This is a genomic window from Leptospira selangorensis, assembly GCF_004769405.1.
GTDB classification, from domain to species: Bacteria; Spirochaetota; Leptospiria; order Leptospirales; family Leptospiraceae; genus Leptospira_B; species Leptospira_B selangorensis.
Map to the genome: position 1 here is coordinate 361,527 of NZ_RQES01000012.1, position 14,367 is coordinate 375,893.

Here is a 14,367-nt window from a genome sequence, read left to right on the forward strand (position 1 = left end):
CTTTCCCGCTAAGATAGGATCATAATCAGAATTCTTCTAAAGACGAATAAGATGAATCGATCCGGAGCAGGACTCAGCCGTAAAACGGACTATTATGTACTATTGGATCTTTCCAGAGATGCCTCTCCCCGAGCTGTGGAAGAAGCTTTTCATCAATATGTACAAAATTTAAAAGAACATTCTTGGGTGCCTTGGAAAGAGGCGGAATTGAGAGAAGGCGCTGAGGCATACTATCATCTATCAGATCCCATAAGACGAAAACGTTATGATTCTTCCTTAGATTATGAATTGGTGCTTCCGGATCCGGAAGGCGTGCCGGAAGAATTCGAACAATATTTCGAAGTCCAAAAAATTTCAACACCTAAGGAATATGAAAGATTATACAAACAATTCCTAATGTTAAAATACGAAAGAGAAGATAAACTCTGGATATTCAGAGCCACAGTCTATTTTATACTGGCCTGTTTTTCCGCATTGGTACTTTCTTCTCTCGTTTTTGTAGTATTCCAGAAAAACGGCTGGCTCTCCACAAGCGCAGACCTTTTCTATCGTAGATGGGGACTCTTATTTTCCTGTACGTTTATGGGAACAGCATATACTCTGTTCCGAGTATTCTATTTGGAAAAAGTGATCTCCCATAGAGAGAAAAAAAGAGAAATAGAGCAAAATGAAGAAGTCTCGGACATCGGACCCTAAAGCCTTAACGGAAGACGAAATACAATATTATTATACGTTACTTCAAGAAGAAGTCACGGAATACAACTGTGGAAGTTTATGTGCTCCTTCCAACGGAGGGGTTCCCGTATGTTGCCAAGCGGACAATGCTCTCCCTGCATTATATAAAGCGGAATATGAAATGTTATCCAAAAGAACCGACTTATGGAAAGCATATGTTCCGATGACAAGGGAAGAAAAAAAAGAATTTGCAGTATATGATCATAGGAAAATTACATTTTGCGAATGTAAGGGAGTGGCTCATTGTGAAAGAGAAAATCGCTCCATTAGCTGCAGGACTTTTCCATTAGAACCTTATTTGGATACGAGAGGAGTTTTGGTAGGACTTGTATTCATGCAAGAATTCCAAACAAAATGTCCTTTAACTTCCAGAGCCAAAGATGTAAGGCAAGAATTCATAGATAATCATTTCTTATTTTGGGAAAAACTTCTGTTTAGAGTCGAATCAGAATACGAAGTTTATACTGATTCCAGTAAAGCCTATCGCAGAAAAAGAAAGCGTACTGGTGTTGAATTTCCTATTTTATATCCGAGTCATTTAAAAGGGAAAGAATACTTAAAGCAGTATATTTAAGTGATGTTGGAATTCCAACAAGCTATTAGTTCTAATACTCGAATAAAAACCTAAACGTAAAAAGTTCAAAACTCAAAATCTGAACTTCCAACGGATTCGGACCCTTTTGAAAACAGGATTCCGGAAACGCTGCTAAAACCTTTTTAGTCTCTTCTTCATAAGAATTTTTAGGTTTCACTTTTACGGAGGAAGAAGAAGGTTTAGAATTTTCGAATTTGTGTTTTGTGATCTGGCTCTTACCGTCTCGTCCCCCGCCATTCTCTACAGGGAAAAAATAATACGTATAAGGAAATTCTATCTTATCTTTCCCTTCACACTCGCCTAAACGAATACCGATCTCTCCTAAAGAATCCACTGGGCGATAAATCGTATTAGGGCGAATATCCACCAAGAACACTCGTTTGCCCTTAGGGTCCCAGCCAAGATCCGATTCCAAAAGACTTTCTTTGGATTTAGCAACAGTCGTATTATTATTAGGATCTTCTAATATATTTCTTAAAATTTCCCCTCTGACTTCCCAGACCCGGACATCGTATGCAAGTCTTTCTCCTTCGGAACGTTCCGCTCTTCCTTCCTTCTTATCCCAGGAACTCTCAGGCAAATATTTGCGTTCTAAAGTGGTTTTACAGGAAGCTATAAGTAAAATAATAAAGATAAGAAATCTCATAACTTTTTCAGTTTTTTATCACAGTCCAGCTAAAGCAAATATCTTCTTCCCTTAGCGGCTTTGCGTGGAAATTATATAGAGATGATTTTGGTTCACGCAAAGGCGCTAAGATAAGAAGGTACTATTCTTGAAGTTCAGTTTCTACATAACGATTTGCAATCCTAAAGATACCGTCTCTCATAAAGGCCGTTCCAAAATTTAACAAAAATCCGATCTTTAAATCCATTAGTCTTAAATATGTAAGAACTTGCTTAAAGTGAACAGGCTGAGTTCTTTCGACAGATTTCAGCTCAACGATAATACAATCTTCCACAAGTAAATCTGCCCTAAACGCATCATGAAAAACTACTTCTTCATATTCGATTGTTACAGGCTTTTGGGAAACTACTCGCAATCCTCTTTTTCTAAGTTCACGAAAAAGTATTGTCTCATAAACCGATTCCAATAATCCAGGGCCTAAATTTTTATGAATCGCCATCGCCGCATCTACGATCTCTTTTGCTGTTTGTTCAATATGTTCTGACTCCATGACTTACCTCTTCATAACCAGGTAACGTTGAGTCAAAAGTGCGTGTACTTTTTATAAAATTTTTTTCTTATCTTTGCGGCTTCGCGTGAAAATCTTCCAAGTTTACTTAGAGACTTTAATAGAAATGATCTCTCTGACTGCTTTTTCCATTTCAGATTTTACTTCGGGAGTTTTTTCGATTACATAAGCATCAAATAATGCAGGCAAACATTCCGGATCACCAATAATCCGAACGGTATCGACGGCCTGTAAACGAAGGGGAAGATATTCTTTTTTATTATTAGAAGCAAAAGAGATCAAAGCTGGGACAGAAGTTTTGTCTTTCAATTCTCCCAATGCTTTTAAAAGAGAAAGTTTGACTTCGTTTACTTTTTCTTTTTCGAAGATACGTTTGAGTTCGTTTGTTCCAGGATTAAATCCTAGTTTTCCCATTACTTCTGCAGCGCGAGAACGAAGACCTGGATCTTTGTCTCCATCAAGAACTGTAAGTAATCCCTGACCTCCGCCATGTGCGCCAAGCTCCAAAAGTAGATCGATCAATCTTGCTTTGAGCCCTGGAACGGTTTCTTTTACTAATTGTTCGGAAACCGATTTAGCTCCTTGTTTATCATTCAGATAAAATAATGCCTCAGTGCAGATTTTTCTAAGATCCGGATTCGGCTCCGTAATCCCTTTATAGAAAAGAGAAATATACTGCCTGCTTTTTCGATTTTTCAGGATCTCCAATCCGTGAAGACGAACGTCCTCATCCGGATCCGCAGCCGCCATTCGAGGAATATTCCCGCGGTTATCAGGTATATTATTCTTATTTAATACTGTAAAAAATCTTCTGCGAAGAGCAGGAATATCGTCCGTAGCGAATTTATTGATCAGGTTCTGGACCCTTTCATCTTTGATCCAGATAGCAGATTCTAAAAAATATTCTCTATATACCGGATTATTTGAAACTGCAAGATCCAAAACATGAGGCATTGCTCTGTCGTCTTTGATCCCTTGCACATATCTATAAGAAGACTGTCTGACTTCAAAATCAGTATGGGTGAGTCCCGCAATCACCGCGTAGATCAGTCTTTTTTCTTTTTTTCGATCTGCGAGTTCGAGGATCCTTGTTTGGATCTCAATGTTTCGAGTAATTTTAAAAACAGTGTCTAACTCATTCGCCCAATATGGAGCGAGTGAATCCAAATCTTCTAACTCGGAAAATAACGCTAAGGAAGCGAAGATACTATCTTCTCTCGCTTCCGGTTCTGAAATAATTTTAGGAAGTTCTTTAACTAGATCCAAACGATTCTTGGATTTTATTTCGGAGATAGCTCTGGCCTGGGATCTTCCTTTGGAAAGGACGGACTCCTTAAATGGATCCTTTTGTTCTTCGGCGAAAATATTTCCGCCGAAATATAAAGTGAAGAATAGAACCAGACAAAAGAATGGAATTCTTTTCAGAAAAGACCGTCCCTCTTGGAGGAATCCTCCAATGCGGCCGTCGCGGCTCGCTTATTATCGTAAGCTTCCGTATTGGACGGATCTAAGTCTATTGCATTTTGGAAGGAACGGACCGCCTTTTTATATTCTCCATTCTTGTAAAATGCGACGCCCAGATAATTATAAGCGGTAGATGCAGTCTTAGGTTTTACTTCCGATCTTACGATCGAGGTCAATTCCTCGATCGCTTTTTCACGATCCAAAACCGAATTGGAATCCAATAGAATTTTAGAAAGAACCAAACGTCCTTCGTAATCTTCCGGATCCATATGAGCGGAACGATATGCCTCGTCTTTCGCTCTATTTTTCATATCGGGATCTTTGGATTTATTATATAGAAGTGCGAGCTTCTTATGAGCCTGTTTGATCTCATTTGAATTTCTGGATCTGTTCAACACTTGTAATAAGATCTTTTCAGCACTGGAAGATTCTCCCGTGCCCATATATGCTTCTGCAAGTTTCAAGGCTACTTTGTAGTAATCTTCTTTTTGTTTAAAGAGTGCGGAATATTCTTCTATAGCTTCTCTATAAAATTTATTTTCCAGATAATAATCGCCCAAGGCTTCCTTAGGTTTTATATCGTCCGGATCTAAATAAGATGCCTTGCGGAAATTCTCGATTGCTTGGGTTCCGTTGCCTGTATGTTTATAAACAAGACCTAAATTATAATATGCTTTTGCATTTTTAGGATTTAGATCTAAAACTCGGTTCAGATAGGTGATCGCTTCTCCATATCTTTCCATTTGATCTAAAACAACGCCTAAGTTTAATAATGCTGTCTCCGTAAAACTATCTCCAGGAGTAGAATCTACTATCCTTCTGTAAGTTTCTTCTGCAGCGAGAAGGTCCCCTTTATTATAATATGTTTCTGCGAGTTGGAATAATAAATCCAGATTGTTGGGATTATACTTCAGACCTTTTTGGAGTGCATTGATAGATTGCTCTCCTTGGTTCAATTGCTCGAAACCTTCTGCAATGGAACGGAATAATTCCGGATCGTTGGAACCGGCTTGGTTAGCAAGCTCCAGATATTTTACGGACTCTTCTAACTTACCGTTTTTCTTCAAGACGATAGAAAGATTATACAATGCCTTTGCATCGTTAGGAGTTATAGTTGCCGCTTCTCTAAAATAATGTTCTGCGGAAACATAATCCCCTCTATTATAGGAAATATTACCCAGATAAGAATTAGAAAGTGCTGCGAGTTTTCCTCCTCTCGCTCTCATCACCACAAGTTTGAAATGTTCTTCCGCCTGTGGGATCTCTCCTTTTTTAAAATAACTTAATGCAAGGTTATAAGTCAGATAAGGATCATCCGGAGAAGAGGAAAGTCCCTGCTTATATGCATCTATTGCTGCATCCGGATCATTGATCTCGTTAAAAAGATTCCCGGCCATTAGAGCAATACGGGGATCATTAGGCGCAATCTCTCTTGCTTTTAAAGCGGTACTTCTTGCAGCAGAATTTTGTCCGCTATGAGCATAGGCTAAAGTTAAATTATAATAAGCGTATACATTATTCCCATCTAGGGTGATTGCCTTCTGCAATGAATCGATCGCTTGAGGAAATCTTCCGTCCTCATCGTAGATCACTCCAAGCACTGTTAAGGCCAATGACTTCTCCTGGCTTGTAGCTGGACCGGTCAAAAACTCCGTGCAATAATCGAATGATTGCTTTCTATAATTCTGTTTATATAAAGTAACACATTTAGTCAGAAGTGGATTGTTTGTGCCATCAGGGAGATAAGGTCTTTGTAATTCCTGAGCCAAACTTCCCTTAGGCATCAAAGGAGATTTGCCGTCAGCGACTCCAGTTCCGAAACCTGGTTTACCTTCTCTGAAAAAAGAATACCAAATCGCAAGACCGATCAAAAGAAGAAGAGACGCAGCTAAGGCTCCCCAAGCAAATGCGGTCGGATTATAATGACGTCTGGGACGAAACTCTTCCGGTTCGTCTCCGTAATAATAAGAAGGTTTAGGTTCTTCCGTCTCCAGGAAGATTCGGTTCTTGCGGATCGGGTTTTCCATATCGGTTCGTCTCGTACTGAAGGATGGAATCCAAGATCCCGTTGATAAACGGAACCGAATTCTCGCTTTCAAATTCCTTAGTCAACTCGACCGCCTCGTCGATGGTGACTCTGGGCGGAATTTCCTTGGAATGCAATAACCCATAAATGGACAAACGTAGAATACATTTGTTCACCGGAGAAATTCTAGCAAAATCCCAATTCCTCGAGTACTTCTTGATGAGAGTATCGATTGTTTCCGCGTTTTTCACAACACCATTTATGATAGAAATGGCAAAATCCCTTTCTTCAGTTTCTATCTTTTTGTCGTACCAACGGAATTTTAGGACCTCAGACAATGCCGAATTCACCAGTTCCAACTGGTATAAAGCCATTAATGCGATTTCGCGGGACTTCCTTCTGGAAGAAGACATAGATTAGAGAAGCTTAAGAAGATTTGTCATTTCCACCGCAGTCAAAGCAGCCTCGTAGCCCTTATTACCTGCCTTGGTACCGGCTCTTTCAATGGCTTGCTCGATTGTATCTGTGGTCAAAACTCCGAAAATCACAGGCACTGAGTGTTGCACTCCGATAGAACCTACTTTTGCAGATTCTCCGGCAACAAAATCAAAATGAGCAGTAGCTCCTCGGATCACTGCGCCTAAACAAATGATGGAATCGTATTTTTTACTCTGTGCAGCTTTGGAAACTACGATCGGAAGTTCGTATGCTCCCGGGATCCTTACTACAGTGATATCTTTATCTTCGACTCCAGTTGCATGGAGTCCATCTATGGAACCTTTCAAAAGGCTTTCGACTATGAATTCGTTAAAACGGGAGACAACTATACAATGTTTTTGTCCCTTTCCGTCCAGCTTGGCTTTCAATTCTTGAGGCATCTGTTTCCTGGTTGCTTCTTATATCGAGAAAACACAAGTTACCCTGAGTGGCAACCGGAAAAGAAGCTTCCAAATCCAAATTCTGCATATTCCTGATCTTATTAGGAGTCCAGGTTTTCACCCTCTCTTCCTGTGAGACCATTCGATCTTTCTGGAAACCAAAAGACGCATTCATAAAAAGTTTAGATCTACCGGATTGGGTGCTTGAATCCTCCATCAAGCTCCGAATATTCAATGATTCTCCCAATGTAATCAATCCGGAAGACGCAATGCCGGAAGATGATATCGCTTCTTACGGAAACCAACTCAGAGTATTACTCGCAGTTTCACCTGCAGCGATGAGAGACATATATGAGATGGCAGGATGTTTGGACGGAAGCGATCTCATCAAGGTCCGCGGAAACAAAATGACGGATAGCGGAGAAGATATTTGGTTCGGACTGTGCAAGAGTGGAGCTCAAGACGCGATCGTATTCAGAGTATTAGAGATGGGAAACAACCAACTCTATTATTTATACGAAGAAGAGCTGATCAAAACCTGGGACGAATCCAAGAAGAATGCAAAAACAAATCCAGATAAATCGATGAGGCTCGCCACAAAGATCATAGAACATGAACCTGCTCATCCAGGTGCCAGACGATTATTGGGAAGTTTATACCTAAAGAACGGATATTGTCCCGGAGCAGTTCGCAATTATAGGATTTATTTGCGGATACTTCCACACTCTGCTGAAAAATCTAAAATAGATTCTCTACTTAAAAAAAGTTGCGGAGACACTTTGGTCCCTAAAAAACCGGAGCCAAAAGAATTTTCAGATGAATTGCCTACGATAGAGGAATCAGCGCCTTAGAGACACAGAGTTTCGAAGAGTCGCTGAGTTTTTTCACGCAGAGGCGCAGAGACGCGAAGGGTTTAACTCGGATTATATTGATTTACGATCCTATGAATCCCATCTTTCATTAATGCCATTCCGAAATTTAATAAAATCCCTACCGGATTGTTCATTAATTTAAGGTACGTAAGCAATTGTTTTGAGTGAACTGGAAGGATCTTTTCGAGAGATTTAATTTCTATAAGTACAGTTTCTTCTACTAAAACGTCTATTTTAAAAGCATTTTTAAAAACCATACCTTCATATTCGAAGGATATATATTTTTGAGTCTCGATTTTTAATTTTCTAAGCTGAAGTTCTCGGACGAGAACCATTTCATAAACGGATTCTAAAAGCCCTGGTCCGATTTGTTTATGAATTTTTATCGCCGCGTCGATAATCTCTTTTGTAATTTCATTTATATTATCCATATTAAAACCCCTAATTTTCCGGGTTTTAAGGATATAATTTCGCGCGTACTTTTTTAAAAACTCAGCGGCTCCGCGTCTCTGCGTGAGAAATCTTTGTTTCTCTTAATTCTCTGCGTCTGCGCCTTAATCTTTCACTCTTAACACAAGAGTGATCTTGCCGTCTGCCTTTTCCACTACTTCGAAACCTTCTTCCCTAAGAGTTTTTTTGATCCGATAAAATCCAAGGTTCACGACTTTAGGCGGGTCGGATTTACGGGAAGAAGAAGGTAAATGTTTCGCAGAAGCATCCATCACTATTTAGTTTCGGCTTCGAGAAGGTCCGTCTTGACCTTGACAGAAAGAAAACCTTTTCATAAATGAGAAAGAGATGAGGCGATTTCTTGCTCTCGTATTATTTTTAATCCTATTAGCCCTAGGGGGCTCGGCCTTTTATTTTCAAGAATGGTTCGATTCTCCTGGATTCCGCTGGGTCATCTCCAAGTTTTCCTTTTGGGTCTTTTTATCCGTTCTGATTCTTTCTGCTTTGGCAATGCTCCGGATTTTCAGAAGAGCCAAAAAGGCAATCCACACACAAAGACAGGCCATTGAAAAACATTTAAGCGGAATTTTGGAAGAGCTGGTCCAAGACTCCCAGGCATTAAGCGAATTCCTAAAAATAGACCTTCCTCAGATGGAAGAACGTATCAAAGTTTCCAGAGATAAACTCCCGAAAGAGATCTATTCTTCTTATACTGCAAATTGGACTAAGATCAGAACGGATGCAGAAGCTTCTCTTAGAGATCTGGAAACACTTCCCTTAGAGCCGGACTTCGGAGAAGAAAAAAACCGAGCGGTCCCTGAATATAAAGATCTTCTAAACAAACATACTAAAGCGAAATCCATTTTAGAAAGAGTCAGATCCGACCTTTCTCTATTAAAAGAAAAACTAACGGAGAAAGGATGTTGAGAACTGTCCTTCTATTACTCACTATCTGTATTATATCTAGTTGTTCTTCTCTTCCTGAGACAAACTTTTCTATCGCAGAGTTTGCTTCTCCCATCCATCCGCTCTCTCAGCTATTGCCTAAAGATAAAAGTGCCTCTTCCCTTTCGACACTTCGTAAAAAGACAAAGGTAAGCGGAATATTACTCCATCATACCAAGGGACTTTCCAGCGAAGAATATATTACAAAAAGTGCAAATTCTGGATGGTTGGTTCACTATATCGTAGATAAAAAGGGCAAGATCTACGGAGTAGAAGATCCCGGAACTTCTCTTATCAAGGCCGCGCCAAAAACAGATACAAGTATGATCCATATTTCTTGGGAAGGAGATAAGGAAGATATACTCAAACGTCCCGCTCAGAAAAAATCTTTGCTCTATGCTATTGCAAAGACCTCCCAAGAATTCGGGATCCCGGTCACAAATTTTGACGTGGGTAGTCGTTCCGGGATATTCACACATAGCCAGGCCAAAAAGAAGTTCGGTGGTTTCTTAAATGGAAGCGATTGTGGAAATGAGAATGTTCTAAAAGCGCTTCTGGAAGAATTAAAAGGTTCCTACTTTTCCGAAATGGAATGGAAGGATAGATATGGAGAATGGGTCCTCAGAAAAGAAAAACCATTTGTAGGACAAAACGGAGAAATTAAAGATCCGAGCTATGATAAAGGTAGATCCGTAACTCCTACTCCTAAAGCGGAGCTGGAGAGTATCGAAAAAACTGCAGACGGACTTCTTCCGGAAGAAAAAAGACTCAAATACAATTATAGAGGTGCGATCACTGCCGATTGTGTTGTATTACATTTCACTGCAATCAACGATTATGATGGAACTCTAAGAGTATTAGAAAAACGGAATTTAGCAGCCACATTCCTCGCAGATAAGGACGGAAAAATCTACCAATTATTGGATTCTCCGCTTCATATGGCTGCGGCCGCCACAGGCACAAACCGAAATTGTTTCCAAATAGAAATTGTGGGCAAAGACACTGAAATGTTACTTGCAAACCCTGCACAAACTGCCGCGGTTTCAAAACTTGTACATGAACTTTGTCAAAAATACCAAATCCCTTTAAATAACCAAAGAATTGAATCTCTAAAAGGAGTATTCTCCCATACTCAGGCTAAGAAAAAATGGGGAGGCTCTATCTTTTTGGATGCACAGGACTTCGATCCAGGTGAACCATATATGAAAAAAGTAATAGAGACCCTGGGCGGGACTTATTATTCTGAAAAAGATTGGTACGATAGAAATGGAGAAGAATGGATACTTCTCTTTACCGATTTTCAGCCTTGATCGGGCGATTTCTCACAGAAATCCGCTCTGGATCTCCGAGCTCCACCATACCACCCAACCCTTTTCCTAGAGGAGGAACTCCTGTGCGGGCAGTATGTAGTTTTTGTTTTTCAGGAATATCCGACTTCTTCTGACGAAGTTGTGTGGGAGTTTTTCCAGTCACCTTTCTGAATGCATCATTAAAAGAGGATTTGGAATTGAATCCTACAAAATAGCAGATGGAAAGAATATCCTGATCCGGCTTTTCTTCCAGAAGATTGACTGCTTCTTCTATCCTAAAACCGTTTATATAATTATGAAATCCTGTTTGCAAATGTTCGTTTAAAAATTCAGTCAACTGATATGGTTTGATCCCCAAGTCTTCCGACAAAGAATGAAGAGTTAGCTCGGGATCTCGATACAGTTTATCTTCTCTCATTAATTCTTGGATCCTAAGTTCTAATAGATTCAGATCCAAACCGATCAAAAGGGATTTTTCATACTTCTTCTTTCTTACTTCTCTAGTCAAAGGAGCAAAAAAATCCGGATACCTAGAGGGAGCCAAAAATAGAAGTGTCACAATCCCGGTCACAAGAAGTCCACCGACTCTAAACAATACATCCAACCCGAACATAAATCCGAAAACCAGAGAGTACATTGCAAATACTGTAATGGTCGCCAGAATAAAAATGAATCTGATCTGTGACTTTAACTCGGGGATTGAGATCACAGTTATTAACATTCTATATCTAAATCCAAAGTAAGCAGTAGTAAGCGCAGTTGTTAGAAAAAATCCCCAAGAAAGATAATGTTTATATCTGATATTTCTAAAGTCGCCCAAGTCCGAGATGATAGAATCCCAAGGCCTTCCAAAAAAAAGTAACTCACCTAATAAAAAAAGACCAGGCACAAGAAAGTGAAGTCGTATGTCCCTATACAAAGTCTGATTTGGGTATATCAAAGAATGTGTATATAGTAAAGATAAGGGTCCGATGGCTGAAAAAGAAGTGAGTAATAAGAAGATTGCATGTGGATAAGTCCTATCTATTTCCAAGACCACATTCGCAACGGTGAATAGTATGATCCCCAACGAAAGAAACAGAAGGGCTCCAATCCTGTCTTCTCTACGTTTTATAGGTGGAATTAACTTTTGGACCACCAATAAAAAGGAAAGGCCACTTCCGAAGTAGAATATAGGAGTTACCACTTCGGGATTTAACATAGGCGGTATATTAAGAAAATACCAAGGCTTGTCAAGTGTTCTCATCCGAAACGAATGATAGAACGATTTGAGATCCAATAAAATAAGTGAAAAATTTTTATTTCGAACACTTGCATTCTTCTTAATTTTCAGAAATTGAATCCGCTATTCTCTTATATCTTACTTATTTTATAAGTTTTGATTTTTACACAACTGTTCGAATAATGAAACTCGAACGTTCGAATTCCGTGGTTCGGACGACCCAATTTTTATTTTGGAGTATTCTTCTCCGCCAGAACTGATCCGGGATTTTCGCATTCCGGAATAGGGAGCGGAAAAATGGAAATGCAAAGAATACGTGCCGCAAAACGTTATTTGCGGTACGCCTTGTTAGGGATAGCTGTGTTAGCTGCGGGTTGCCCCGTAGGAATTTTTACGGAATTCCCAAACCAGGAAGAAGTGTGTAAATTTGATCCGATCCGAGAAGGAATTCGCGCAGTGTCCGCATCTTCTTTCCCGGAACCGGTACTACAATCGGTGTTGGTAAATGGAAATCTTGTATGGCAGACTGTAACGGATGGGCCGGCTTACCCAACTCCTTCTCTCAGCCCTGGCCAAACCATCACTCTTAGAGGAACAGGTTTCGGGGCCGGACCTGAAATCGATTTTTCTAAAATTATGATCGGTAATACCAGAATTCTGGAAACCGATCTGAGAATGTTCGAACAGAGGCTGGACATTACCAAACAGGTGAACTTCGAAGTAGATGAACCTTTGGATAGCTGGAGCAAGTATATTCTTGCTTGGACGGATACTCAGATCCAATTCAAGGTCCCGGAACACACAACCTCAGGGCCTCTAATCATTCAGATCCAAAAAAGAGTCGGATATAACGATTCTTTACTTCGTCCGGGACAACCACATAACGTGATTGATGCCCAAACTCGAAGAGTTACCGACGATGATTTCAAACATAAATGTGATGTTGTTTCTATCTTGAGCGATGCAAAAGGTACTACACCTTTACAAGTAAATGTGAACAACCCTGGATTCTCATCCATCATCGCACTAGGTGAGAAAATTTTCTGGTCTTATGATTTCAATATCGGTGTAGCTCACGCGATCCGAAATCTGGATTGGAAGAAAATTTTCGCATACCAAGCAAAAGATCCTGTTACTGGATACACTGCGGATCCACTCCTTTTGTTCGGTGCTTACCAAACAGTTTCTGGCCAAGTTCCTTCTGTGGCGATCGATAATGTATACTTCGATCGTTATCCTCAACCTACTCCAATTCCTGGATACTTAGGTGGAGACCAATTGTTCAAAGGAAATACTAAGAGCAGCGGTTGGGCAGGTTATAGATATGCTGAAGCTTCTCATCCATATACCGGAAAAGGAGAATGGATCGGATTCAACTGCGCTTCTTGCCATGGATATAAAATCACTTATGAAGCTTCTCCAGGTAACACTGTAACCAAAGTAATTCCTGGACTTCCGAATCCTAAATGGTCCATGAAATGGTCTTTATTAGGAGATTTCAAAGGAATCAAGGAAAACGAACCGGGACCAAGTTTCGATTCTTCTTCCAAAGACGTAGATAAAACAATGTTGATCTACGTTATGCCTCAAGGGGCTGGAGAACATTCTTTGATCCGTATCAAAGGAGAAGGTAGCGAAACTGATAACGATTATGAGTTCTCTCCAATCGCAATTCCAAACGTTACCAACTATATGGGAGTCAGAAGATCTCTTTCTCATACAGAATCTTACGTGGGATTCGAAGGTTCTTATATCCATTCGGAAGAACCTGATGGAGCTACCGGTGCAATGTATGCAAAAGAACTACAAGCTCTTACCGCTTATATGACTAAGTTGGATCAAAATGATAAGGCCCTTAGACAAGTAGGAATGTATCGTTGGTTGAAATCCAAAGGTAAACTAATCGCTCAAGCAGGGGCAGATTCAGGAGAAGGTGCTTTCGTCCAAGCTGGATGGGAAAACCAACCTGGTATTGCTGCTGCAGTTGCGAGAGGAAAGGCAACCTTCCAAAGAGATTGTGGATCTTGTCATAATGATAAGGTGGGTTTGAATTCGAACGAAAAGATGTTCAAACTGAACGAAGTCGGAAGATTTTTCGCACCGACCATTTATCAAAAGGCAATACAATCTGTTCGTGCTACTTTCTTAAGAGATATGTATTGGGTACAACATAGAGGTCTATTGAGCGACGGTCACGTTCGTAACTTAGAAGACCTGGTCAATCCTGCTCGATGCACGGAAGGATCCCCTCTATACAATCAGTATTACACTCTTCATGCACCAGTATCTCCTGCTTTAGGTGGACCGGATCATCCAGATCCTTATCCTCCTCAAAACAGAAAGTCGGATGTGTTCAGAGCATTCAAATCTCCTAATAATGATGCCGGAACAAAAAGAAACAGATTCATCGAAAGACATAAATATTTCGTAACTGTTCCTTGGGATCCGGATTGGTACTATTGGGATTACCAGAAGATGAGAAGAGAATATGGTGTTCAAGAGTTGGGAACTTCTCAACCAATCGGAATGCCGGCTGCTCCTCACCCATGGTGTTCAGCCTCAGCGACTGAGGTGGATGATCTAGTGGAGTATATCCTCACTCTCTAACTCTCTACGGCCCGGGGAGAAAGATCGAATACCAGATCGATCTCTCCGGGTTTTTATTTCGGGGAATTCT

At 40.3% G+C, this 14,367-nt stretch carries 15 protein-coding genes; 6 read left to right on the forward strand and 9 right to left on the reverse strand.

Annotated features, from left to right (window positions below):
* Positions 1-51 precede the first annotated feature (51 nt).
* Entirely contained in the window at positions 52-696 is a 645-nt protein-coding gene (locus EHO58_RS09730; protein WP_135628851.1) for a J domain-containing protein, read from the forward strand.
* The gene (locus EHO58_RS09735; RefSeq protein ID WP_135628852.1) at positions 668-1,309 is read left to right on the forward strand and encodes a hypothetical protein; all 642 of its coding nucleotides are present in this window, start codon (positions 668-670) and stop codon (positions 1,307-1,309) included. Before EHO58_RS09730 ends, EHO58_RS09735 begins: the two co-directional genes overlap by 29 nt.
* A gap of 31 nt (positions 1,310-1,340) precedes the next feature.
* Here the strand turns inward: EHO58_RS09735 and EHO58_RS09740 are convergent, their stop codons facing one another.
* The 6 genes from EHO58_RS09740 to ribH all read right to left on the reverse strand — a co-directional run bounded on the left by EHO58_RS09740 (position 1,341) and on the right by ribH (position 6,891).
* Positions 1,341-1,976 (reverse strand): hypothetical protein, encoded by a 636-nt coding sequence (locus EHO58_RS09740; protein ID WP_135679780.1) that lies wholly within the window; start codon positions 1,974-1,976, stop codon positions 1,341-1,343.
* 121 nt (positions 1,977-2,097) lie between these two features.
* Positions 2,098-2,505, reverse strand: a complete 408-nt coding sequence (locus EHO58_RS09745) for a GxxExxY protein (protein ID WP_135679781.1) — start codon at positions 2,503-2,505, stop codon at positions 2,098-2,100.
* Positions 2,506-2,607: 102 nt separating this feature from the next.
* Positions 2,608-3,924, reverse strand: coding sequence for a HEAT repeat domain-containing protein (locus EHO58_RS09750; protein ID WP_425269440.1), 1,317 nt, complete (start codon positions 3,922-3,924; stop codon positions 2,608-2,610).
* A gap of 20 nt (positions 3,925-3,944) precedes the next feature.
* Positions 3,945-6,014: a tetratricopeptide repeat protein gene (locus tag EHO58_RS09755; protein ID WP_167483205.1), complete on the reverse strand. Its 2,070-nt coding sequence runs from the start codon at positions 6,012-6,014 to the stop codon at positions 3,945-3,947.
* Positions 5,962-6,426 carry a transcription antitermination factor NusB gene (nusB, locus tag EHO58_RS09760; RefSeq protein WP_135628859.1) on the reverse strand — a complete coding sequence of 155 codons (465 nt, stop codon included), beginning with the start codon at positions 6,424-6,426 and terminating at the stop codon, positions 5,962-5,964. Before nusB ends, EHO58_RS09755 begins: the two co-directional genes overlap by 53 nt.
* A 3-nt stretch (positions 6,427-6,429) precedes the next feature.
* Positions 6,430-6,891: a 6,7-dimethyl-8-ribityllumazine synthase gene (gene ribH / locus EHO58_RS09765; protein ID WP_100723158.1), complete on the reverse strand. Its 462-nt coding sequence runs from the start codon at positions 6,889-6,891 to the stop codon at positions 6,430-6,432.
* A 47-nt stretch (positions 6,892-6,938) separates the two neighbouring features.
* Between ribH and EHO58_RS09770 the strand changes: the two genes are divergently transcribed.
* On the forward strand, positions 6,939-7,742 hold the full coding sequence (locus tag EHO58_RS09770; RefSeq protein WP_135628861.1) for a tetratricopeptide repeat protein: 804 nt from the start codon (positions 6,939-6,941) through the stop codon (positions 7,740-7,742).
* Between the two features lie 62 nt (positions 7,743-7,804).
* Here the strand turns inward: EHO58_RS09770 and EHO58_RS09775 are convergent, their stop codons facing one another.
* On the reverse strand, positions 7,805-8,194 hold the full coding sequence (locus EHO58_RS09775; protein WP_135679782.1) for a GxxExxY protein: 390 nt from the start codon (positions 8,192-8,194) through the stop codon (positions 7,805-7,807).
* A 123-nt stretch (positions 8,195-8,317) separates the two neighbouring features.
* Positions 8,318-8,485: a hypothetical protein gene (locus EHO58_RS19560; RefSeq protein WP_167483206.1), complete on the reverse strand. Its 168-nt coding sequence runs from the start codon at positions 8,483-8,485 to the stop codon at positions 8,318-8,320.
* Between the two features lie 76 nt (positions 8,486-8,561).
* Here EHO58_RS19560 and EHO58_RS09780 point away from each other — a divergent pair, with 76 nt between their 5' ends.
* Both EHO58_RS09780 and EHO58_RS09785 read left to right on the forward strand, forming a co-directional pair.
* Complete coding sequence (locus tag EHO58_RS09780; RefSeq protein WP_135628862.1) at positions 8,562-9,140, forward strand: hypothetical protein; 579 nt, start codon at positions 8,562-8,564, stop codon at positions 9,138-9,140.
* A complete protein-coding gene (locus tag EHO58_RS09785; protein WP_135679783.1) occupies positions 9,134-10,468 on the forward strand; it encodes a peptidoglycan recognition protein family protein in 1,335 nt (444 codons plus the stop codon). Before EHO58_RS09780 ends, EHO58_RS09785 begins: the two co-directional genes overlap by 7 nt.
* Here the strand turns inward: EHO58_RS09785 and EHO58_RS09790 are convergent.
* Positions 10,449-11,669, reverse strand: coding sequence for a helix-turn-helix domain-containing protein (locus tag EHO58_RS09790; RefSeq protein WP_135679784.1), 1,221 nt, complete (start codon positions 11,667-11,669; stop codon positions 10,449-10,451). The two genes, EHO58_RS09785 and EHO58_RS09790, sit on opposite strands and share 20 nt — an antisense overlap.
* Before the next feature lie 324 nt (positions 11,670-11,993).
* On the opposite strand from EHO58_RS09790, the gene EHO58_RS09795 reads away from it, so the two are divergent.
* The gene (locus EHO58_RS09795; RefSeq protein WP_135679785.1) at positions 11,994-14,297 is read left to right on the forward strand and encodes a hypothetical protein; all 2,304 of its coding nucleotides are present in this window, start codon (positions 11,994-11,996) and stop codon (positions 14,295-14,297) included.
* The last annotated feature ends 70 nt before the right edge of the window (positions 14,298-14,367 follow it).

Bases quoted from the DNA above. Each gene is read 5' to 3' on its own strand.
- nusB (WP_135628859.1), bottom strand. From the start codon at position 6,426: ATGTCTTCTTCCAGAAGGAAGTCCCGCGAAATCGCATTAATGGCTTTA.
- EHO58_RS09745 (WP_135679781.1), bottom strand. From the start codon at position 2,505: ATGGAGTCAGAACATATTGAACAAACAGCAAAAGAGATCGTAGATGCG.
- EHO58_RS09755 (WP_167483205.1), bottom strand. From the start codon at position 6,014: ATGGAAAACCCGATCCGCAAGAACCGAATCTTCCTGGAGACGGAAGAA.
- EHO58_RS09775 (WP_135679782.1), bottom strand. From the start codon at position 8,194: ATGGATAATATAAATGAAATTACAAAAGAGATTATCGACGCGGCGATA.
- EHO58_RS19560 (WP_167483206.1), bottom strand. From the start codon at position 8,485: ATGGATGCTTCTGCGAAACATTTACCTTCTTCTTCCCGTAAATCCGAC.
- EHO58_RS09740 (WP_135679780.1), bottom strand. From the start codon at position 1,976: ATGAGATTTCTTATCTTTATTATTTTACTTATAGCTTCCTGTAAAACC.
- ribH (WP_100723158.1), bottom strand. From the start codon at position 6,891: ATGCCTCAAGAATTGAAAGCCAAGCTGGACGGAAAGGGACAAAAACAT.
- EHO58_RS09790 (WP_135679784.1), bottom strand. From the start codon at position 11,669: ATGTTAAATCCCGAAGTGGTAACTCCTATATTCTACTTCGGAAGTGGC.
- EHO58_RS09795 (WP_135679785.1), top strand. From the start codon at position 11,994: ATGCAAAGAATACGTGCCGCAAAACGTTATTTGCGGTACGCCTTGTTA.
- EHO58_RS09735 (WP_135628852.1), top strand. From the start codon at position 668: ATGAAGAAGTCTCGGACATCGGACCCTAAAGCCTTAACGGAAGACGAA.
- EHO58_RS09785 (WP_135679783.1), top strand. From the start codon at position 9,134: ATGTTGAGAACTGTCCTTCTATTACTCACTATCTGTATTATATCTAGT.
- EHO58_RS09730 (WP_135628851.1), top strand. From the start codon at position 52: ATGAATCGATCCGGAGCAGGACTCAGCCGTAAAACGGACTATTATGTA.
- EHO58_RS09780 (WP_135628862.1), top strand. From the start codon at position 8,562: ATGAGGCGATTTCTTGCTCTCGTATTATTTTTAATCCTATTAGCCCTA.